General features: G+C 34.7%; 20 protein-coding genes. 10 read left to right on the top strand and 10 right to left on the bottom strand.

The window, feature by feature from the left end:
- Positions 1-107: 107 nt before the first annotated feature.
- From AC00Y6_RS13875 to AC00Y6_RS13840, 8 genes are all read left to right on the top strand, one after another.
- The gene (locus AC00Y6_RS13875) at positions 108-1,325 is read left to right on the top strand and encodes a tyrosine-type recombinase/integrase (RefSeq protein WP_474491207.1); all 1,218 of its coding nucleotides are present in this window, start codon (positions 108-110) and stop codon (positions 1,323-1,325) included.
- Between the two features lie 40 nt (positions 1,326-1,365).
- On the top strand, positions 1,366-2,271 hold the full coding sequence (locus AC00Y6_RS13870) for an AraC family transcriptional regulator (protein ID WP_474491206.1): 906 nt from the start codon (positions 1,366-1,368) through the stop codon (positions 2,269-2,271).
- Between the two features lie 72 nt (positions 2,272-2,343).
- Positions 2,344-3,135: an SDR family NAD(P)-dependent oxidoreductase gene (locus AC00Y6_RS13865; protein ID WP_474491205.1), complete on the top strand. Its 792-nt coding sequence runs from the start codon at positions 2,344-2,346 to the stop codon at positions 3,133-3,135.
- Positions 3,136-3,163: 28 nt separating this feature from the next.
- Entirely contained in the window at positions 3,164-4,168 is a 1,005-nt protein-coding gene (locus AC00Y6_RS13860) for a zinc-dependent alcohol dehydrogenase family protein (protein ID WP_474491204.1), read from the top strand.
- 13 nt (positions 4,169-4,181) lie between these two features.
- Entirely contained in the window at positions 4,182-5,765 is a 1,584-nt protein-coding gene (gene budA, locus AC00Y6_RS13855; RefSeq protein WP_474491203.1) for an acetolactate decarboxylase, read from the top strand.
- 279 nt (positions 5,766-6,044) lie between these two features.
- The gene (locus AC00Y6_RS13850; RefSeq protein WP_474491202.1) at positions 6,045-6,710 is read left to right on the top strand and encodes a hypothetical protein; all 666 of its coding nucleotides are present in this window, start codon (positions 6,045-6,047) and stop codon (positions 6,708-6,710) included.
- 89 nt (positions 6,711-6,799) lie between these two features.
- On the top strand, positions 6,800-7,081 hold the full coding sequence (locus AC00Y6_RS13845; RefSeq protein ID WP_474491201.1) for a helix-turn-helix domain-containing protein: 282 nt from the start codon (positions 6,800-6,802) through the stop codon (positions 7,079-7,081).
- A gap of 24 nt (positions 7,082-7,105) precedes the next feature.
- The gene (locus AC00Y6_RS13840) at positions 7,106-9,232 is read left to right on the top strand and encodes a virulence-associated E family protein (protein ID WP_474491200.1); all 2,127 of its coding nucleotides are present in this window, start codon (positions 7,106-7,108) and stop codon (positions 9,230-9,232) included.
- 620 nt (positions 9,233-9,852) lie between these two features.
- On the opposite strand, the gene AC00Y6_RS13835 is transcribed toward AC00Y6_RS13840, so the two are convergent.
- The 8 genes from AC00Y6_RS13835 to AC00Y6_RS13800 all read right to left on the bottom strand — a co-directional run bounded on the left by AC00Y6_RS13835 (position 9,853) and on the right by AC00Y6_RS13800 (position 17,170).
- Positions 9,853-10,026, bottom strand: coding sequence for a hypothetical protein (locus AC00Y6_RS13835; RefSeq protein ID WP_474491199.1), 174 nt, complete (start codon positions 10,024-10,026; stop codon positions 9,853-9,855).
- A gap of 25 nt (positions 10,027-10,051) precedes the next feature.
- Positions 10,052-10,378: a YegP family protein gene (locus tag AC00Y6_RS13830; RefSeq protein WP_474491198.1), complete on the bottom strand. Its 327-nt coding sequence runs from the start codon at positions 10,376-10,378 to the stop codon at positions 10,052-10,054.
- 25 nt (positions 10,379-10,403) lie between these two features.
- A complete protein-coding gene (locus tag AC00Y6_RS13825; RefSeq protein WP_474491197.1) occupies positions 10,404-10,664 on the bottom strand; it encodes a hypothetical protein in 261 nt (86 codons plus the stop codon).
- A 271-nt stretch (positions 10,665-10,935) separates the two neighbouring features.
- Complete coding sequence (locus tag AC00Y6_RS13820; protein ID WP_474491196.1) at positions 10,936-13,299, bottom strand: S8 family peptidase; 2,364 nt, start codon at positions 13,297-13,299, stop codon at positions 10,936-10,938.
- A gap of 3 nt (positions 13,300-13,302) precedes the next feature.
- Entirely contained in the window at positions 13,303-14,397 is a 1,095-nt protein-coding gene (locus AC00Y6_RS13815; RefSeq protein WP_474491195.1) for an AAA family ATPase, read from the bottom strand.
- A 300-nt stretch (positions 14,398-14,697) separates the two neighbouring features.
- Entirely contained in the window at positions 14,698-14,853 is a 156-nt protein-coding gene (locus tag AC00Y6_RS13810; RefSeq protein ID WP_474491194.1) for a hypothetical protein, read from the bottom strand.
- A 38-nt stretch (positions 14,854-14,891) separates the two neighbouring features.
- Complete coding sequence (locus tag AC00Y6_RS13805) at positions 14,892-16,421, bottom strand: hypothetical protein (protein WP_474491193.1); 1,530 nt, start codon at positions 16,419-16,421, stop codon at positions 14,892-14,894.
- Positions 16,422-16,840: 419 nt separating this feature from the next.
- Positions 16,841-17,170: a hypothetical protein gene (locus AC00Y6_RS13800; RefSeq protein ID WP_474491192.1), complete on the bottom strand. Its 330-nt coding sequence runs from the start codon at positions 17,168-17,170 to the stop codon at positions 16,841-16,843.
- A gap of 393 nt (positions 17,171-17,563) precedes the next feature.
- On the opposite strand from AC00Y6_RS13800, the gene AC00Y6_RS13795 reads away from it, so the two are divergent.
- Both AC00Y6_RS13795 and AC00Y6_RS13790 read left to right on the top strand, forming a co-directional pair.
- Positions 17,564-17,974, top strand: coding sequence for a DUF6943 family protein (locus AC00Y6_RS13795; protein ID WP_474491191.1), 411 nt, complete (start codon positions 17,564-17,566; stop codon positions 17,972-17,974).
- A gap of 345 nt (positions 17,975-18,319) precedes the next feature.
- Positions 18,320-21,643 (top strand): sacsin N-terminal ATP-binding-like domain-containing protein, encoded by a 3,324-nt coding sequence (locus tag AC00Y6_RS13790; RefSeq protein ID WP_474491190.1) that lies wholly within the window; start codon positions 18,320-18,322, stop codon positions 21,641-21,643.
- Between the two features lie 100 nt (positions 21,644-21,743).
- On the opposite strand, the gene AC00Y6_RS13785 is transcribed toward AC00Y6_RS13790, so the two are convergent.
- Both AC00Y6_RS13785 and AC00Y6_RS13780 read right to left on the bottom strand, forming a co-directional pair.
- Positions 21,744-21,989 (bottom strand): hypothetical protein, encoded by a 246-nt coding sequence (locus tag AC00Y6_RS13785; protein WP_474491189.1) that lies wholly within the window; start codon positions 21,987-21,989, stop codon positions 21,744-21,746.
- An 11-nt stretch (positions 21,990-22,000) separates the two neighbouring features.
- The gene (locus AC00Y6_RS13780) at positions 22,001-22,456 is read right to left on the bottom strand and encodes a DUF5675 family protein (protein WP_474491188.1); all 456 of its coding nucleotides are present in this window, start codon (positions 22,454-22,456) and stop codon (positions 22,001-22,003) included.
- Positions 22,457-22,462 lie beyond the last annotated feature (6 nt).

Below are 22,462 nucleotides of genomic sequence, written 5' to 3'. Positions count from 1 at the left end.
TACCTTAGTATCACGTTGCACCGCTTTGAAATAGCAATAAAATCAATGCTTTCACTGTTTTGCATCGGATTTATTTAATAGTACAACAATCCAAATACAGTTTTATTATGGCTTCAATAAAATTAGTACAGCGTACACAACAGGAAGATGCAACAGGACAAAGCCCTATCTACATCAGGCTAATCAAAGATCGCAAAGCCAAGTTTGTTACAACTGGAGTAAAAGCAAAAGTTAGTGAATGGGACGAAGCAAAGCAGAAACTCAAAAAGAATTACCCCAACAGTGCCAGGATGAATGCCTTCCTTGCTCAAAAGGTAGCCGATGCACAGGCACAGGTAGCCGACCACGAAAGAACCAAAAAATCAGTTTCAGCAAGAAAACTAAAAGAAGCCATCAAAGGAAAAGCAGATCCGAATTTCTTTGACTATTGCGATAAACGCTTAGAAGTTCTCAAAGGCATTGTTTCTTATCGTACTACGGTCATTTACGAGGGTTATATCAAGAAATTCGAACGCTTTTTGGGATATAGAGATTTCTATTTCTCTGATATCAACGTAGGTATTTTGAATGATTATGCTAACTACTGCAAAAAGAAATTAAGCAATGGCAATACAACTGTCTTTACCTCACTGCGAATATTGAGTTTCTTTTATAACGATGCAATGGAAGAAGAATTGATACCGTTAGTCCCTTCCCCATTCTACAAAATAGACATTCCAAAAAGTAAAGTAGAACGTCTGTACCTCAACAAAAAGCAGATAGAAGATTTAGAAAACTTAGACTTAAGCCAACGACCAAAAGCCGTAGTTCACAGAGATATGTTTTTGTTTAGTGCCTTTGGTGGTGGTTTGCGTATTAGTGATGTAATGCTGTTACAGTGGAAATGTTACGATGAAGAAACACAAAAGATTACAAAAGTTATTCAAAAAACACAGAAGCAACATAGCTTTAAATTAGGAGCCAAATCTGTTGCCATACTCAACAAATACAAACCGAAAACAATAGATCCCGAAGCATTTATATTTCCTGTATTAGAAAATCCAGAAAGAATATTTAATGATGAAGTGTACAAGAGTACCCGCATACGTTCAAAAGTAAGATTAGGCGATGTGCATTTAAAGAAAATGGGCGAAGATTTGAAACTACCTTTTAACCTGCACTTCCATTTAAGCCGTCATACCTTTGCTACCAATGCTTTGAACAACGGTATGCGTATAGAGTATGTAAGTAAGTTGCTTGATCATGCTACCATACAGCAAACACAGGTATATGCAAAAATTGTAAGTGAAGAATTAGATAATGCGGTAGATAAGTATATCAATTAACAAATACCCTAACAATGATTGAATTTCATAACTTTGTAAAATGAAACGCAAGGAAACAATAAAAGAGTTTTACACTAATCACGGACAAGAATATCCAACGACAGGACAATTCAACATTTATCGCAGGGAAGAATTTGCTTGCGACAGTACTTCGCTACCACCAAACCGTAGGGATTTTTATAAAATTTCAATCGCTACAAAAGGAACAGGTATTTTGAGTTATGCTGATAAATCTATCAAAATGGACAAGCCATCCATTACGTTTCTAAATCCACTCATTCCTTACGCTTGGCAACCTACCTCAGAAGACCAAGCAGGCTTTTTCTGTCTTTTCACTGAAGATTTTGTAAATGCAACATTGAAGAATGAAAGCCTTTCGCAATCTCCGTTATTTAAAGTTGGCGGCAATCACGTGTTTTTTCCAAGTGAGGGAAGTTTGAAGCTTTTGCAAAGTGTTTTCGAAAATATGTTTCGTGAAATCAATTCTGAATATGCCAACAAATACGATCTATTGAGAAGCTACGTGCAAATCATTATACACGAAGCAATGAAAATACAACCGCCCGAAACCTTTTATCAACCTGCCAATGCTTCGGAGCGTATCAGCACTTTGTTTTTGGAATTGTTGGAACGGCAGTTTCCTATTGACGCACCAAGCCAGACGATGAAACTAAAAACAGCCAACGAATTTGCCTTACAGCTCAACGTTCATACGAATACATTAAACAGAGCTTTGAAAGAAAGTACAGGTAAAACAACAACCGAATGGATAGCTGAAAAAATAGCTAAAGAAGCAAAAGCATTATTGCAATTCAGTAATTGGGACATCGCAGAAATAGCATATAGTTTAGGCTTTGAACATTCGTCAAATTTTATCAATTTTTTTAAGAAACAGACGAATGAAACTCCTAATCATTTTAGAAAAGAAAATGTTTATAATGCATAATCATTTGTTTGATTTGCATAACTTTTAAAAAACCAATCTAGACAACTTTGTACCATAATAAAATTTAAAATTATGGTACAAGAAAATTTAAAAGGAAAAGTTGCTCTAATCACCGGTGGTGCAACGGGAATAGGTTTAGCTTCTGCAAAACTGTTTTTACAAAAAGGTGCCAAAGTTGTTATTGCCGGACGAAGAAAAGAACAGGGCAATACTGCAATTACGGAACTGCAAAAAATAAGCTCTGATATTCATTTCGTGAAAACCGATGTTTCCAAAAGTGAGGAAGTGAAACATCTTATTGCCGAAACTGTCCGCATCTTTGGCAGACTTGATATTGCTTTTAATAATGCAGGTGTTGAGGGGCATTTCGCACCAATTGACGAAACATCCGAAGTAGAATTTGATACCGTTGTAGGCATCAATATCAAAGGCACTTGGCTATCCTGCAAATACGAAATTGAACAATTCAAAAAACAAGGTTCAGGAGGAACTATTGTAAATACTTCATCGTGGCTTTCAAGAGGAGCCTTTGCAGGTTCAGGAATATACTCCGCAAGTAAAGCTGCCGTGGACGGATTGGTTCGCGTTTTGGCAGTTGAAGCCGCACCAGCAGGAATTAGAGTAAACAGCATTCAGCCTGGTTATATTCAAACCCCGATGTTTGACCGCTTTTATCCCTTCCCCAAAGAAGAAGCCGACAAATTAAAAGAGCCAACGAAAAAACACGCTCCGCTTGGTCGTTTCGGAAATCCCGAAGAAGTTGCTGAATTGGTCGCTTGGTTAAGTAGCCCGTCAGCTACCTTTGTTACAGGAGAAAGCATCCTAGTGGACGGAGGTTTGACTATTGGAGGACAACGCTATTAATTTAATTTCTTATTCAATTCAAAAGATTATGCAAGCAATACAATTAGAAAACTACGGTATAGAAAATCTGAAATTAGCCGAAGTGGCAACTCCCGAAGTTGGCGAAAATGAAGTTTTGGTAAGAACTACTGCCGTTTCGCTTCAATACCTCGACTTGCTTACCGTAGAAAATACGGTGGGTTTAAACATACCACTTCCGTTCATTCCTGTTTCGGAGGGTGTGGGTGTCGTGGAAACCATTGGCAAAAATGTAACATGTTGGAAGAAAGGCGACCGTGTGCTTATCCCGTTCATTACAAATTGGGAAGCAGGAAAAAATACGCCTTATCATAATGCTTTAAGAACAGGTTTGCAAACTTCGGGAACATTGGCAGAGTTTACCATACAGCCTGAAAACACCCTTGTCCGTTCACCTCAAAACCTTACCGATGAAGAAGCCACATCGCTATCCGTTGCAGATCTTACCGCTTGGGCAATGCTTATGCAGGCAGGTATCAAAGCAGGACAGACCATTCTGATACAGGGAAGCGGTGGCGTTTCCTTATCTGCCCTGCAAATCGCAAAAATTTCGGGATTGAAAGTAATAGCAACCACAGGAAGCAAGGAAAAAGAGCAAAAGCTAAAAGACTTGGGAGCTGATGAAGTTATCAATTATAAAGACTTTCCTGATTGGAGCAGTGAAGTAAAACGGCTGAACAACGGCACAGGCGTAGATGTTACACTCGATGTGGCAGGACAACACACCATTCAGCAGAGTATTCTTTCTGTAAAAGAACACGGCTTTGTGGGATTAGTGGGTTTTATGTCGGGTAGTAAACTGTCTTTTGACGTGTTACCGCTTATTATGAACTATATCCGCTTGCAGGGTTATTCCGTAGGCAATGCACAGGATTTGGACGAGTTAGTAAATGCTATTGAAAAGAATAATCTAAAACCTGTTATAGACAGCGTTTACACCATAAACCAAACACAGGAAGCTTTTTTAAGGCTTAAATCGGGCAATGCTTTCGGTAAAGTAGTAATCAAATTTTAAAACAATCGGAATTATGAAAGTAAAAAGCATATTAACAGCAATATTTATCTGCATTGGATTAAGCAGTTTTTCACAACAGGTGATCAATGGTTTTGCTACTCCAGAAAGCGTAACATCGGACGGCAAACGATTTTTCGTTTCCAATCAGGGACAGGATTTCAGTAGCAGGGATAGTGACGGATTTATCAGTGAAATTTCCGCAGACAGTAAACTGATAGAATTGAAGTTTGCCCCTACCAAAGGTGTGTTACACGCTCCTAAAGGAATGGCTATTGAAAACAATACTTTGTACGTGGCAGACCTTGAACGTATCGTAGGCTTTGACATCAACAACAGGAAAACGGTTTTTGAATTGGCTATTCCGCAGGCAACCGTACTGAATGATATTTGCCGTTTAGAAAATGGTTTTATCGGTGTTACAGACACTTATTCGGGCAATATTTACAAAGTAAATACCAAAAATAAATCCTTTGAAATTATTGGAAATATCCCAACTATAAACGGTATTTCGTTCAACAAAAACACCAATCAAATTGCCGTTTGTACCAATGGGATAAATTTGGGTGATGGTTCGGTTTACGTCAAAAATGGAAACGAGGATTTTAAGAAATTGCCCAACATTGCCAACGGATTTTTTGATGGCATAGAATGGATAGATGATAACCATTTACTGATTTCGGATTGGGTTACATTCCCGACCAAAGGCTATGGCAAACTTTGGGTTTACGATTTGAAAACCCAACAATCAGAAATGCTTTTGACCGAAGAAAGCATTGCGGATATTTTTTATGACCGCACTACTCAAAAAATCTATATGCCACAAATGCTGAAAAACAAGGTAATTATCTCAAATCTAAAAGAATTGCAAATGACAAATAAAGAGAAATACAACAAGCTATATCAATACGGGGTAGCTGATGCTTTTGTTGGCGGATTATACAAAGGAACTTTGCCCTTGAAAGATGTAAAACTAAAAGGAGATTTCGGGCTTGGAGCACCTGATATGTTGGACGGAGAATTGACAATGTTGAACGGAAAAGTATATCAGACCAAAGCAACAGGCGAAACCGTTGAACCCGATAATGATTTTAAAACGTCAATGTTTTTCACCACCTTCTTTAAAGCTGATACGGTTTTAAATATTGAAAATCCGATAGACGAGAAGGCACTTTTGGCACAATTATCTGAAAAACTAACAAACAAAAACGGAATGTACACCATTAAAATAACAGGAAAATTTGACCACGTGAGAACAAGAGCTTTTCCGCCTGTAAAAAGTAAGCCTTTCTCTGTTATCACAACCATTTTTAATACACAGAAATTCTTTGATTTTTCCGATACCGAAGGAACATTAATCGGGTATCATCTTCCCGAATACTTGAACGGCATCAACAGCAAAGGTTTCCATTTTCATTTCCTTTCATCGGACAAAAAACAAGGCGGACACGTTTTGGACTTCACTGGAAAAAACCTGAAAATTGAGATTGCCGAAGTGAAAAGCTTTGAATTGGAAATACCCACAGATAAAGATTTCCAGAATTTCAAGTTTGACACTAAAGATAATGAAGCATTGAAACGTGTGGAACAAGGGAAGTAATAATACTAATTGCATTGTTATAGCAACCAATAAAATTTATGCCACAACCTTATCAAATAAATCACATCGTGCAGTTTACTGAACTAACGGCAGTTCCAAAAGAACAGTCGGAAAATGCTTTGTTTGATATTTTGCTGAAATGGAAAAGATAATGGATCATATTGTAAAGAACTCATCAATAAAATTCTGAAACTACCCTATGCACAACTTCCCGATTTCTTTTCGCATCATTGCGATTTTGTATCTGATCCTTTAAAATGGATAAACAAAGTTGAAAAGTTGATTTCAGAGAACGAAGAATTGTTTGTGAACAGAACAATGCGTGGACGGATGATGAAATGCTACACCATTATTGAGAGCAAACGAAAAGAATTAGAGATTACACGAAACCGCCACGAACAGAGAAAACCACCAATGCAGTATATTAATGCCGAATGTGAAGAGCGGTATTTTTCATTCCGGGAAGTAAAAAGTAAAGTAAACGGTATGGAAGATTACACCGAAAAAATTATGTTTTTGACCAATGAAAAGTTCGATTACGAACAGGCAAGTATTGATTTCATCAACCCAAAATTACCCGATTATTCCGACCAATGTCAAAAGGAGATAGACCAGATACAGCATTTAATTCGTTTAACCGATGAATTTTCTAAACAGCAAATGAGAAAAAATGCGGAGGGCATTCCGTTCAATAAACTAAAAATCAATTGCAACATCAATCAGCTCGTTGATATATTTTACCAGTTACACAGAGAGTTATTTGTAAACGGCAAACCCATTCTGGATGGAAATATCAATGATTTTGTTGCAGTCATCGTAAATTCATTCGTAGATAAAAACGGACAGGAATTAAGTCCCGAAACCATCAAAACCGTTATCACGCCTTCAAAATCAGATAAACATCCGAAACCTCATAAGCGGATAGACATTGATAAATTACTGTAAATAAATTTTATCCCGAAAGACCATTTCGGGATTTTTTGACTTTGTACTGTTGCAGTCCTTTGCTTCCATAATCTTAAAAATTAAAGAAAATGGAAGCAGTAATTTTATCCAAAGACCAGTACACCGAAATCATCGAAAAACTGGACGAACTCGTAAAACGTATCGATGCGAAAAATGAACCTAAGAAAGATACGTTCTTAGACAATCAGGAATTTCTATTGCTGATGAAGATTTCCAAACGCACCGCTCAAACCTGGCGAGATGAAGGTCGTATTTCGTTCTCACAGGTCGGAAACAAGATTTACTACAAACTCTCTGATGTGGAAAAGCTCCTGCAGGAACACTACAACAAAGCTTTTGCTAAAAAATAGTGCTAATCTCAAAACATCAGAATTATGGTAATAAGTATCTTTCAGAACTTCAATGAGGTGGTGCAAAACCAAAAAATCATTGAGGTACTCTACGACATCAAGACAGGTAAATACATCAATGTGATTACCTATCTACGGAAATCATTAGCCGAAAACAAAATGGAAGCGTATGAAAGGGCAAAGAAATCTTTGCCTGCTTTCACTCCATCAGCAACTTTTAAAGGTGGACGAAAACCTGAATATCTAACCGCTTACAATCCTTTGTTGGTTTTGGATATTGATAAACTTTCAAAAGAGCAATTGACTAATGCTAAAGCATTGGCAAAAGAAACTCCTTATACCTTTTCTTGCTTTACAAGTCCGTCAGGCAATGGGTTGAAGATTTTGGTTAAAGTCAATTCATCACAGGAAAACCACAAAGAAGCATTTTTACTACTACAAAAGTATTATGAAGAATTGCTTCAATTGCCTATTGATAAATCCGGAAAAGACGTTACAAGATTATGTTTCGTTTCCTATGATACCGATTTGTATTTGAATGATGAAGCAGAAGTCTATCCAATAGTAAAGCAAGAACCAATACAAACAGCGTTTACAAACGAATCATTTAAAACAGAACCTATCAACAATGATTATTTAGCAGTCTATGAACATTGCATTCGGTTTACAGAGAAAAAGGAAAGTTATATCAATGGTAATCGGAATAATTTTGTACATCTTTTAGCAAATAATCTCAATCGTAAAGGCGTTCCGTTGGCAGTAGCTACAGGATATATTTTGTCCGATTACGGTTATGATACTAGTGAAGTAATGACAACCGTAAAAAGTGCGTACAGCAATACCAACGAATACAGCAAAAACAGTAATCCAACCATTTCAAAATCAGAAAACAATAAAGCGAAAAATGAGGATATCGAAGAGGAAGAAGAAAAACCGAGTTACATTGACCGTTTGGAAACATTTCTGGATTATCGGTATAACTTTCGGTACAATATCGTAACCGGAAAGCTCGAATACAAAACCATTAAAGCCAATCTCTGGAAACCCATTACCGATTTTGTCGAAAACTCTATTTTGAGAGAAATCCTCAAAGCAAAAGTAAAATGCAACATCAACACTTTGCGAAATTTGTTGCATTCCGATTATTGTCAGCAATACGATCCGTTCAGAGATTATTTTCAAAGTTTAGAAACCAATGAGGATGAGGTTGATTACATCCATCAATTAGCCAATACAGTTAAAACCACGAAGCAGGAATTATGGCAAATCTGTTTCAAAAAATGGTTTGTGGCAATGGTCGCTTGTGTAACGAACGAAAAAGCCATCAATCAAACCGTTATTGTATTCAGCGGAAAACAAGGAGTAGGAAAAACAACCTGGATAGAACGATTGATTCCGAGAGAGCTCAAAGAATATATGTTTTCAGGAACTATCAATCCCAACAACAAAGACACACTAATACATTTGGCTGAATGTATGCTGATCAATCTGGATGAACTCGAAAACCTGAACCGTACCGAAATCGGAACTCTGAAAGAACTCATTACTAAAACCCACATCCGAATGAGAAAAGCGTACGGACACAACAATGAAACCTTACCACGAAGAGCATCATTTGCAGGAAGTGTAAACACCGCTCAGTTTCTGAATGACACTACAGGTTCGAGGAGATTTCTTTGTTTCGAAGTAGAGCATATCGAATACACGCATAACATCGACATTAACCTAGTCTATGCACAGGCAATCGAATTATATAAGAATGGTTTCCGTTATTGGTTCAATCAGGAAGAAATCAAAGAAATAGATCTGAACAACGAACAATACCAGATCCGAAGTCCAGAAGAAGAATTGTTATTAACTTGGTTTGATATAGCCAACAGAGAAACCGCTAATAATTTCCTGAACACCACACAAATCGCAGCCAAATTAGCAGACAAAGCAAAGCTTAATGTAACAGACGGAACGGTAATGAAATTGGGCAAAGCATTAAAGAAACACGGCTATTTAAGACTATCCAAAAAGAACGGTTATGTCTATGCAGTTCGTGAATTGAGTTGGGATGAAGTGGAAAACAGCAACCGAGAGAAAGAACCCAAGCCAGAACCACCGCCACCACCCGAGCAATCAAAACTTCGTTTTGATAATTCTTAAAGGTGCATTTTGCACCTTTTTTCATTCATTGGAGTGGATAAGTAGGATAAGCATTTTTGGTAAGAAATATTTTTCATTTTTTAGCTTCGCTAAAAAACAAGCCAAAACAAATCCTTTGAGTGCAAATAGAAACCTGCGGTTTACTATTTTGCACTATTCTAATCGAATAAATCCGTTTTTTATTTCTGCGAAATAAAAAATAATCTTTTTGGCCAAGCTTACTTATCCTACTTACTTTATGATTTTACATTCAATTTCCTTTTAGGTTTTGCCTTAGGCAAATACCTGCTTTATAAAGCTTCGCTTTGTCTTAAAATATCAGTGCATTCTGCACCTCATTACTTTATTTTAAGAGGATAAGTAGGATAACCTTTTTTCAGCAAAAATATTTTCATTTTTTTATCTGCGATAAAAAACAAGCCACTTTGCACCTTTTAGGTGCAAACCGAAACAAGCACTTCGTTGCTTTGCTTCCAATCATCCCGATAAATCGGTTTTTATATTTCTACGAAATACAAAAAATAAGTTTTGCGGAAATGTTGTTATCCTACTTACTTAAAAAGAAAGAGGCTATCCTTATTTCAGAATAGCCTCTTTGGTTTACAAAAATAAGTTCCATCTTATTTTTCTTTGCGAACACCTTTAAATGGTGTGCCGTCTTTTTTGACATCCATAAAACGCCCAGTATCACTGTCTCTTTTTACCCAAGTATCAGTTTTTGGATTATGCGTTTGGCTTCTGTCTTTTACAGCACCATTTCTATGCACGTCACCTTTAGGAGGATTAGTTGCCATTTTCTTTAAATTTTAGAATTAATAATTAAGATAAATCTTCAATTACGGCATTTGGAGCGTATCGTTTGACCGCTTCTATACCATTGTCTCGGTTGTAAGTTGATGAATACATTTCACTCGTACCTAATACTTGATAGTTATTAGAATTTTGAGTAAAATAAGGTTCATTCCGAACCGATGTCAGTCTCTTAAAATTAGCGTCTGCAACGCTAACTTTACTACTTGCAATACCGCCTTGGCAGTTTTGCTTTGTAGTATAAGTTTCACTTGTTAATAGGGTTTCTCCGTTAGAAGCTTTTAAAACCCACCAATATTGTCCGTTGGACGTTTTACGAATTATGTACTTTGACATTTTTTTTAAAATTTTAATTAGTTAATCAATTGTAATTGTACCTCTTCCAAGGTATTCTGGATGGATGAACCTTTGCTAAGAAGTTTACAATATCTGTTCTTCCTTGGTATCTTGGAACACCACGGCTGTTTTGAGCCATCAAAACAACCGGCATTCCCGGAAAAATAGTTTGAAAACCACTTCTAGCATTGTTACACTCTGAAGAGCTATTCAATACGTGTTCTTTTACTACTACAATAGCAAATGATACACCCTGCTCTTTTATTACTGCTCCTTCGAACGTCATAAAATGTAATTTTAAATTATTAAAAACTTATCCTCTACATTTACGGAGTTAGGAATTCTACCCGGTGCGTACTTTTATTGAAAAACTAATTAAAAGCTATGTTTATTAAAATAAACATTTACTTTTGCAAAACGAAACTTTTCAATATTGGAATGCCAAAGGGTTACCAACCCCGATAAGCTACACACTGCTTTTTACATTCCGGTTTAAATTATTGTCTTAAAAGCTGCAACTTTTAAGACATTTTTTTGTCTTTTTTTCTTGGTAATTTTTATCCATTTAATCTAATTCTTACTTCTTCTCTTATTTTCACGTTGCTGTGAACGAAACTAAAATTGTTCAATAACTGCGTAACTTCATTGTAAATATTTCCTCTTTTCTTTGTGTCCTTAATTGTTACGACCAGACAAAATTCTTGGCTCGGAACAGTTTTTTGTATCTCGCACTTACTTTCTGTAAAATGCCTGAAAAGCCCTTCAAGTTTTAAGTACCAATTTTTAGGTGCTTTTAAAAACTTATCTTTATTGGTAGGTGTAAAATCATCAAAATTTACACTCCATTTCTTCACAGGTTGGAATTTATCTCCATAAGAAAGCAACATTCTTTCACTAGCGAACGAAGTCTCAAAATCCTTCATAGCCTTTTTGCTATAAACGCTTGTTGCTAAAACATTTTGTCTTCCATCTGCACCAATAGGATTTTTAACCCTTGGCTGAGTTATATCCTTTTCAATTTTCTCATCATAGCTTCCTAAATAGACATCTATATTTGATTGGCAATATTCTGCTCCTTGAGAAACTTCCAAAATTGGAGAAGTTACAAGTGTTACTGTTAGTTCTCCATAGAAATAGCCTTCATCATCTATCATACTTTGTGGAAATGGAAAATCAAGAATATCAATGAAAGAACCCTTCTCTATATTGTCTTGAAGAATTAATGTAATCTCGTTGGGTTGATTAAACAAAATATCGTTGATATTTGATGGCATCCCAAATCCTGCTGCATCAATTTTTTCTGCAATAGTCATTTTCATCTCTTCAGGATATTTTGCAGAATGTATTACAAGGGCTTTTAAAAGCAAAGGATTAAATTCTTCACTTAGCATTGAATGAACTCCTGCTGTTATAGCTGCAATACGAGGTGTAGAAAAGCTAGTCCCCACTTGTTTTGCTAAACTTCCATCTGATGAAAAAGACTTTACAGGATTAATAACAAGTTTATTGTTAGTGTCCAAACCTGCATTTCCTCCAAAATGAACTACATCAGGTTTTATCAAATTTGATGGACCTGGTCCAATTCTTGAAAAAGGAGATAAATTGTTTTTTTCAGCGTAATCTGTTTCCAATTTGTCGTGAGCAATAGAACCAACTACAAGCCCTCTAACGGTATCGGCAGATTTGGCTATTCTACTTTTAGGTGCATTGATTTTAAAATTATTACAATTACCGGCAGATTTACATATCAAAACATTGTTTTCTTCTTGAATTTCATCTAATGCCTTTGCAAAATCTGAAAACTCATATAAATCGGCTTCTCTGTCCGTACCAAGAGATAGGTTCCATATTTTTATTTCATTATGGTCAGTAATTGCTTCTCTGATATTTTCAATTAATTCGTCCTCAAATATTTTTTGTTTACTCAAATCGGGCATTACTATGGCTTCAAATAATTTACATCCTTCAAAACCAGTATAGTCTTTACCTTCTAAATTATCGCCATATAATAAAACGCCGGCTACAAAAGTACCGTGTCCTTTATTGATATAATCTTCGTGATATTTGGTAAAGCTTTTATCGTGCAGCCAAGGAGTAAGGTGTGGAATGTTTGAAATCCCTGTATCAAGAACACCAACTACCGGATAATTAGCACCTTCTTTTGGCTGTTTTATTTCAATAACATTTTCCTCTGTAAATTCATCCAAAGTCAGGCTATAAGTAGGCATTTCTGTTATTAGCTGAATACCGTCAAAGTCACGTAGTTCTTCAAAATCATCAGTAGTTACCTTGCTAATTCTGAAAATGTTTAATTCTTCTGAATATTCAGCTTTTTCAAAATCAATATTGTTTTCCCTACAGTATTTTTCAAAGCTTCTGATAAGGATATTATTCAAATCGGTATTGCCATAATTGAACAGTTTTACTTTATAAACTTGCTCTTCGTCCTCTTCCTCAATTTCGATTTGAGGCTTAAATTCTTCTATGTTATTAATAGCTGATATACCTACAAGCGTTGTGTAATTAGGAAAAGCTAATTTAGCATCAGAAAAACGATTTAAAATATTTTTCAAGTCAGCTTCATTATCAATCTTAATCAATACTTCATCCTCACCGCTCACACCAATTATGTTTAGCTTACCAACGTTGAAAAGATTACCAATTTCTTTTCTGTAGGTTTTAGCTAAAGCATCGCCACTTACCTTTAATTTGACAACTGAAGGTATATAGTTATTCTTCTTAACTTTTTCGGCTAATGAATTGGAAACATTTGCTAAGACTGTTTTAATGTATTCTGATTTCTCTCTTAGCTGTCCTTGGGATGCCCATTTGGGAATTGTTTGACCTCCACTAGCTTCAGTTCCCATTTCATCTTTCTGTCTTTTCTGAAAGAATTTGATTGGTAAATTTCTATTTTCCATAGCTTAGGCTTGTTTGTTTAAGTAGTTTCTAATTTGTCTTAAAGATACTTTCATACGCTCAGCGATAGTTGCTTGCGGTACTCCATTCTCATTTAGGAACTCAACAAGCTTTTCTATAGTAATATTTCCATTATTATTAAATTCGTACAGTTCAATAATAATATCTTCATAAGATAAGGTATCACTGTTATGAATAATGGTGTGTGCTTTTGCATTATTAATGATAGCCTTTATATCTGATGGAGTTTTTCCTTCAAAAAGTTTCACTAACCTGTCTTTCTTTTTTTCATCATTTATGAAATCTGTTTTGAAGTCGTCAACAAAATTTTTAACAAGCTCTTCGATTTCATTTTCTTGCGGAGCACCAATTTCGATAACAGTATTAAATCTTCTCCAAATTGCTTTATCTAAAATTTCCGGATGATTAGTAGCGGCAATAAGTATATTGTTTTTAGCAAAGACATCAATATTTTGAAGGAGGCTATTGATAACTCTTTTCAATTCGCCTAATTCATATTGGTCATCTCTTGCTTTAGCTATTGCATCGAATTCATCAAGAAAAAGAATACACGGTTTATTTTCAGCAAACTCGAATATTTTTCTAATGTTCTTTGCTGTATTTCCTAAAAGAGATGATACTATAGCATCAAATCTTGCTATTACCAATGGAAGACCTGTGCTTTCAGAAATATATCTTGCAACGCTTGTCTTTCCAACTCCAGGCTTTCCGAATAGTAATAATGTATTAGAAGTTTCAATACCACTTCTAATTAATTCGTTTTGATGTTTTACAAGATTGATGAAGTCGCCAATTTTGTTCTCTACAAGTTGAGGCAACACAATTAAATTCTTCTCTTTAGACGGAACTTCCACATCAACAATACTTAGGCGACTTTCTTGGTCAACAGGTGTTGTAAGCAATTCGTCCATAGTTACTGTTGTTGCAGGACCTTTATCTATAGTCTTAAGGATAAGTTTAGCCAGCTTTTGGTCGCCATCGCCGTCTAGCTTTTCAGCAAGCATTTTTGAATAATTTAAAACCTTTTTAGTGTCCTTATTCAGCCCGCCTTCAATTATCCTTAGTATTTCCGTGTACATAATATTTCGATTGTAAGTTACATTTTGTGATACAAAGATATTGTTTTTTGGAAATAAAAACAAGTAAATTGTAAAATTAAATTCAAAAAGTGTAATAATTTTACAAAAATCGTTATTTAAGCATATTTATTCGGAATATTATTTCTGAAAATCGGAATATTAAAGTAGTAGTAGATTACTTTACGAACAATCTACACAACCCACGCTTTGCCACCAAGTCAGAAATTGAAGGACAAAATTCTTTTAAACAAAAAAAGGAGCTTAAAAGCTCCTTTTTTTATATACTGAATAATTTAATTTCTAAGCTGTCAGAATTACAGTTGCAGCAGTAATTTGAGAATTTCTATCTTTCACCTGATACTCTCTTCTCACTGTTTCCAGTTGCTTATTCATAGTTGTAATGGCAGCAATATGTTGTGCCGAATTAAGAGAGGTAACTTTACCCTCCTGTTTCATTTTAGCTCTAATAGCTTCTGTTCTACTTATCTTTGTTATCATAATTCGAAATCATTAAGGTTGTGTTCGAATATTCGAAAGTCCTGCAAAGGTAATATATTGCTTTCTAAATTACCACTAATTTCATCAAAAAGTATTAGTTTATCCTGATATGCTGCTAAAATCAAAGGCTTATTAAAGTAAATATTCGCTTCAGTAGCGTCTACAATAATAATACCATCAGCTTTCTTTTCTTTTATCAAATCTCTTGTACTTACTTCTGCCACCCATATAAATTTAGGCATAGAAGTTTCAATTAGTATACTTTTTAAATCTTCTTGAAAACTATCGTTTTTAGCTATTGCATCTTTAAAAGAACGACTGGATGCAAGATAAAATCTCAGTAAAACCTGACTATCATTACTCAGTGGTTCTGGGCCTGTTAAAATAAAATTCCTTACATAGTTCTTTGCTTCATAAGCTTCTAAATATATCTTTGGATATAGAGGTGCAATGAAATACGTAATTTCACAGTTCTGCCATTCTGCATTATAATGTCTTGCTGGTTGAGCTATAGATGCTTTTTGATAAGGGGAATGATTGTCATCAATAAAAATAAGGTCCTTAGTTATAGCATCATAATCATATAAATTAATATTCTTAGCTGCCAAAGCTGCTGTCAACGTAGCATTTGGTGTCGTATATGGTGCCAAAGCATCTATCTGACCATTTTCTATTTTACTATGACCAATAGCTAATAGTGCGTGTCCAATACTGCCTCCTTTATGTCTATTGTCAATAGCTACAATAATTGGTATCCCACTCTCAATATAACAACTCAACAAACCTTCAAATTCTGTAGCGTACTGTTGTTTACTGTAAATTCTTGTACCAAATCCAAATTCCTTCAATGCATAAGACATTTGAGCGATATTCAAACCTTTAGAAGGTATTTGTCTTTCGGAAGACACTTGATTAAGCGTTCTAATGATTTTAGAAGGCAATATGGGCTGATAATCGGAATACTTATTACTAAAATACTCCATAATTGCCCATAAGCTAGTTTCTGCACAGCTAATTGTTTCTGTGTCTTGCGAGGAGTGAGGGAACCCTTTTACGGTAAATTTAACGCCATTAACTGTGGTATGAAATTTACTCGCACAAACAAGGAAATTATTTGTTTTCATCAAATGAGGAGAAATAATACTTCTTCCTATAATAAATGGGTCAATAGGTCTCAAAACAATGAAGCCTCGATATTTTTCCTGGAGAGTACTATGTTGTGCCCCATCAAAAAAGTCCGTGTCTGATATTGCTTCTTCAAAAAATGATAATCTGATACTATCTCGTTTATATTTATGTAATTTGGAAGAATAATAATGATAATAACTATCTCGATAAACTTTATCTACATAATTAGTTTCAGCTAAAATGAAAGTATTATCCTTGAAATTATCAAAATGCGGTTTCACCAAGTTTGTAAATAGTATTCCAGCGTTAGTTTCACTAATACCAAATTCATCTTGTAATAATTTTTTAACCAACTCTTCTCCGTTTGCAATCGGCTCTATATAAATGGAAATACTCATAATATGAAGTGTAAATATTGTAGTTGCAAAAATAGAAAAATGAATAAGAACTTTTATGAAATATACCTCCTTAAATCCCACGCTCTGCCCACGCCAAGTAAAAATACGGCTTTAGCCAGGCTCCAACCGCACAAGCCCAACGCTTAGCCTGTCTGCTATGGCATTGCCCCCGATTTGCAACTGTCATACTTTTTGCGTTGTTTTTGCCAAAGCTCCACAGCACATTGCCATCCTCGTTCCTGCGGTGGCAAAGAGCTGTCCCAACCTCAAAAAAACAAAGCAAAAAGACACTGCACTCCAACCACCACCACCGTTCCGTTTATGCCAGTATGCAAATCGGTGGAAGCTAAGTTACATAATGTGGCATTATAGTACATTTTACCCACGCTTATAGGCGACTATGCCAACGCAAAAATGTCCTATAATAACATTATGTAAAATAGCCAATGCCATAGTCCGCTACCCGAAAAAATATCCCAACGCACAATGCCAACGCTGATATTTTTCGGGTATCGGAAGCCGTCTTTTTTCTCCCCAACGCCTTGCCCACGCTTCTTGCCACGCTCCCCACCACCCATTTCAGCGGTGCAGGAATAAAAAGGCATTAGTTTTTTATATCCCAAGTGCCTGTGGCAGTTGCAAACAGCATTGTTCCATTGCATTGCACTTTGCTTGATTTGCAACAGCCTCACCACCGCACAGCAAGCGTATTGCGAAACGCATACCCTTGCTTTTTTCCAACGCTTCAAATTATGGTATGCTTTATTTTTTACTGCGGAGTGTTTGCCCCATTGCCAACGCTCAAAGGCGATTTTTCAAAGGAATAAAAGGAAGTCAATAGACATTTTCCAAAAGAAAAAAGAATAAAAAGGAAAGCAAAGGTAGGTGGCTACGCTCAATGCCAACGCTCAATAAAAAATCCAAAAGACTACGGCATAATGGCAAGGCATTTAAGGAGGCTTCGCCAAGTTGTTTTTTTGCCTTGCCACACTTCGGGACTTATTCCGTTTCCTTTTGGATTTTTTGCCACGCCACCTGTTGAATGGCTTTCTTTTTTTTTTCTGTTTTTTTCTTTGTAAAAAAGTTTTGGTTTTCAGCCACAACAAGGAATAAAGCGGAGCTAATCTCAAAAGTTGTGTGATATGAAAGCCGTTAAAATCTTTACTTACAACCCGAAACATTCTAAATCAGAATTTGAATTGTATGCCCTTTCCAAAGGGTTAAATAGTGGCAAGCCATTAGATAACCCTTGCCCGAATTGCTTTGTTATTTCCTACTGTAATGCACAGGAATTGGATATTTACCGTAGTTTATTGTTTGGATTATGGAAGTCAAAAGCATTTCATCAATTCTTTGTCGGTTCGGTTATCCCTTTCATCCGTATTGCCGATTTTAAAAACTTCGTTTTTGAGCAAATCAAACACATACAAGGCAAAAAAAATGATATTCAGAAAGTGAAAGCTTTAGAGCAAAAAGAGCGTGCAATGTATGAGCAACTACTTTTGATTTCAGAATTGAAACGTATTTACATTGCAAGGCATTTGAAGAGATAGCTTTTTGTTTCACCCTTTATAAGCACAATGTAAGCCATATAAAGGACACATAACCGCATCTGATGGAAAAACGGGTGAAGCAAAACAAAAAATCCTACCCGTTTGGGTTTGTACAGGATTTAGAGAAGGAATTAAGCATGATTTGAAATACTACTACTTTTTGATACAGAAAAAGTTACTAAGTGCTGTGCCTCATACTTTCTTTATGGTTTTCCGTATTTTTATCACTTTTCTTTTTCATAAATTTACAAGTATAAAAAATAGCGAGAGGATTTATATTCAAAAAATAATTTCCTTTCTATTTTGATTGAAAAAATCTTGTTCTCGCAAAATCCAATAGCCATAATGATTGACAAAAAACATCTAGAAGAAAGAAGAAAAGAATATGCGGAGGAACTTCATGCAGGAAGTGTTTACAGAGATATTCAAGCAAGAGAAAAAGAAAGAACAATTTATGAAAAGAGATGGTTTTGGGAATTACTACAAAATGCAAAAGATTCTGTTGAAATTAACAACAAGGTAGATGCAAAAGTTGAAGTTAGCGACTCAATAGTTTCGTTTTCTCACACTGGAAATCCTTTTAAAGTCGATGAGATTTTAAGTTTAATTATCCAAGGTTCTTCCAAAATAGAAGATGATAACAAAACAGGGAGATTTGGTACAGGTTTCATGACTACTTATCTGTTGTCTAAAAAAGTTGAAATATCTGGACAATTAGAGAATTCGGGAGTTTTTTTTAAGTTTAATTTGAATCGTCATGTTAGTGATATAAAAGATACCAATGCAATAAAAGCATTTTTTCACCTTCAAAAAGATGCTAATGATAAATTTATAAATTCTATTAATGAAGTTAGTTACGTTAGAGATGATAGATTTCAGACTCGTTTTACTTATATTTTAGATGAAAAGGGAAGAATAACAGCAGAGAAAGGATTGAAAAGCCTTAATGCACTCATCCCCTTTACCCAGATATTTAATAATCAAATTGATTCAATTACTGCTATTAAAAACGAGGAATCAGTAACTTATACGAAGAATAAGATTAGTGAATACAAACTTGAGCAAAATAGAATTCAAGAATGGGCGTTAAACTCATCTAATTCTGATGATGAGTTAAAAGCTTATCTAATCCAAGATAATGAGTTTGATATTGTATTTATAACTGAGACAATAGACGGAGTTGAATATCTAAAACATTTATCTAATCAATACCCTAAACTCTTTTTTACTTTTCCACTTATCGGAACAGAGGCAATTGGTATTCCTTTTATTGTTAATTCTACACAGTTTGATCCCAAGATTGAGCGAGATGGGATTTACTTAAAAAATAATGAAAAGAATGATGAAAATATTAATAGAAATAAGTATTTGTTATCCCAATCATTATCGGTTGCAACATCCGTTTTTCCTGAAATTATAAAGAAAAATAAGATCAAGGCACACTTTAATTTCTTTAACTTCTCAAAGCAAAAAGATCATAGCTGGATTGACGAGGATTGGTTTACTAATTTAAAGCTTACACTTATTGAAAGTCTTATAGAGCAAGAATTTATTTCTTTTGAAGATGTAAATTATAAGTATAGTAATTTAAAAATACCGTATTCGAAAGATAGCAACTTATTAGAAAAGGTATGGAAACTTGTAAATGACTCAAAAACATTTTCTACAATTCCATTTACTGAACAAAATGATTGGATTGTTATAGCTGAAAATTTTGCGGACTTAAAAAATAATGATGTCTTTTCAGAAGGCAATATTATAGGTTGTAATAAATTGATGAATTATATATCATCGATGAAAGAACTAAATATTCTTCAAAAAGATTTAAAAATTGATGTACACGAATGGCTAAATAACTTATATTTTTTTGTTCAGAAAGATTTGAGCAGATTTCCATTAAATGAAAAAATATTATTAAATCAAAAGGACAATTTTGTTGAAGCAGAAGCACTAAAATGGGATGGAATAAAAGATGAAATACTAATTAAAATTTCCAATATAATTGATTTAAATTTTTCTGAAAAATTGATTTCAAATGATATTGTTAAATTTGAAATCACTGGGGTTGAAAACTTTGATAAAGAATCAGCTATTCAGGAAATAATAAACAAACTAAATCAGTTTTCTGAATCTGAATATGCTTTAGATAATAAAGTAGAAGCTAATGCCATATTTTTGAAATGGCTTATTGACAATTCTCGTTATGACATCATCAAAGATTTAAAAATAGTGTCATTTGACAAAAGAGAAGGCTCTAATATATCATATAGAGTTTTTCCGTCTGGGAAACATTTGTTGCTACCCCCTAAAAGTTTTTTTAATCAAGAGTTTCCAAAATATTCAGAAATAGTACGAGACAAAGATTGTATGCATCCTTTATATACGACGAAATTGGATGCGAAAGATTTTGAAAAGCTTAGAGATTGGGGATTTATTCATTATTCTCCCTTAGTAAAAAGAAAGGAAAAATTGGATTCTAAAACCCTCGAATTATTAATTCAAAATAGCAAAGACCTAAATGATTTGAGGGATGATGATGGCAAATTGATTGAAGATATTGAATTAGAATATAGTGATTTTGCTTATTTAACAACATCAGAAGGACATATTTATGATAGAAATTCAACAACCACATCTAGCTTAAAAATATTTGATTTTTTACTTAATGAGGCAGCATTGAAAGACCAATTTATGAGTATCGGTGTAGAGGCAGTTACAACAAGTGGTCAATCTATCAATTTTGATAAAACACTTTGGTTAAAAAGAGCAAAAAATATTCAATGGGTTAATGTAAAAGATATTGAATCAGAAGTTCCTAATAAATTTGTGAAAGAAATTCCTTCATCAAAGAATCTTTCAGAACTTATTAAAGGAAATGACGAATTAATAAAGACCATTCGTGGAGAAAAGCAAATTGCATTTTTATCTAAAATTAAAGTTGGGGTATCTGATCTTATAAGAAATACTTTGAAAACAGAGGAGATTAAAATAAGTTGGGATAAAGCACTTACTACCATGATTACAAGCGGTATTAAACCAGAGCTAGCTCAAGAAATCTTTAGTGATCCTATGATTCAAAATGAATACCAAAAGAGGCTGGAAAATAGAAGATTGATTAATCGAAATCAAGAAATAGGAGCCCTTGTTGAAAAGTGTTTTAAAGAGTTCATCCTTGATTTACAGAGTAAAGGAGTTAGTATTAATATTAAAAGAAAACCTTTTGGGAGTGATTATTTACTGACAGAAGATTCTTCTGATTTAGTTAATGATAATAATCAAGAAGAACTTTTTAATATAAACGATTGGCTGATCGAACTAAAAGCTACCGGTAAAAATTATGCAGCTATGACTTCTTTACAAGCAGAAAGAGCTACTGAAAAAAAAGAACAGTATGCTTTAGTTGTTGTTCCTTTAGATGGCTCAGTTATCAATTTAGAATATGTAAGAAATAATGCAAAAGTTGTTGATAAAATAGGATATAAGCTTTTGAAAGTCATGAGAAATTACAATACATTAGAAAATCAAAAAAATCAGCTAATAGAAGGACTAGATGGAGTATCTGTAAATATAGAAGATACTAACGTTCGATTTAACATAGGTTCGTCTATTTGGGATTCGGAAAACGGAATTTCCATTTTAGACTTTATAACAAAATACTTTACACAGTAAACAGATTTTGATTAAAAGAACTTCCAAATTTATAAAAGTAATGCAATGAAAAATCCTGTCCATTTGGACAGGATTTAAACATTCAGAAAATCAAATCTTATTACTCAGGAATTTCTTTTTCTTTATCTTCGGAACTCATAGCCGTTTGAGCAATCGCAGTCGCCACCGTTCCACCTAGTAATACATAACCTGCTACCATTACAATCGTTGCAGGTAAAGCCACCGGAGACGCCAAAATTGCACCGCCTACGGCTGTTAATGTAATTCCCACATTCCGAATAATTTTAAACCATTTCGGAGTTGGAGCTTTCACACGCTCCACAAAATTTAAACTATCTTTTTTCATTGTCTTGAATTTTAAAATTGAAAATTATTTTCGATACTGATGCCATTCTGTTCATCCTGGGCTAATGCTAAAAGCTTTGGATAGATCATCTGATAAGCATCTTTACTTCGTAATACCTGGTAATCGCCATTGACCATTTCAAAACCGAAACCACAGAGCGGACAGCCTGCTGTTTGTCGGTAAAAGTTTCCGATATGGATATACACAAAACTGAAATTTGGCAATCCGTTAATCTCAATCATTCCTTTGTGAAGCTTTGGGAATTTCTGCCGATACTCAGCATTCATTCCGCCCCAAGTGTTGAGTCTTAATGTGTAGTTTCCCTTTGGAATCGCAGTTTGCTTTGGTATTTTCACATCTCGGATTTTATCTTCCAGTAAGTAGCATTGAAAGATATCATCAATGTACAACTGGCTCAATGTACTTTGCTTGCCTTCGGCAACTCTTATGATTTTTGTACGCATCATATTTGA

The sequence above is a fragment of the Epilithonimonas sp. genome (assembly GCF_056329745.1).
The sequence above is the reverse complement of the archived record's forward strand: the minus strand, read 5'-3'. Positions and strand labels throughout refer to the sequence as shown.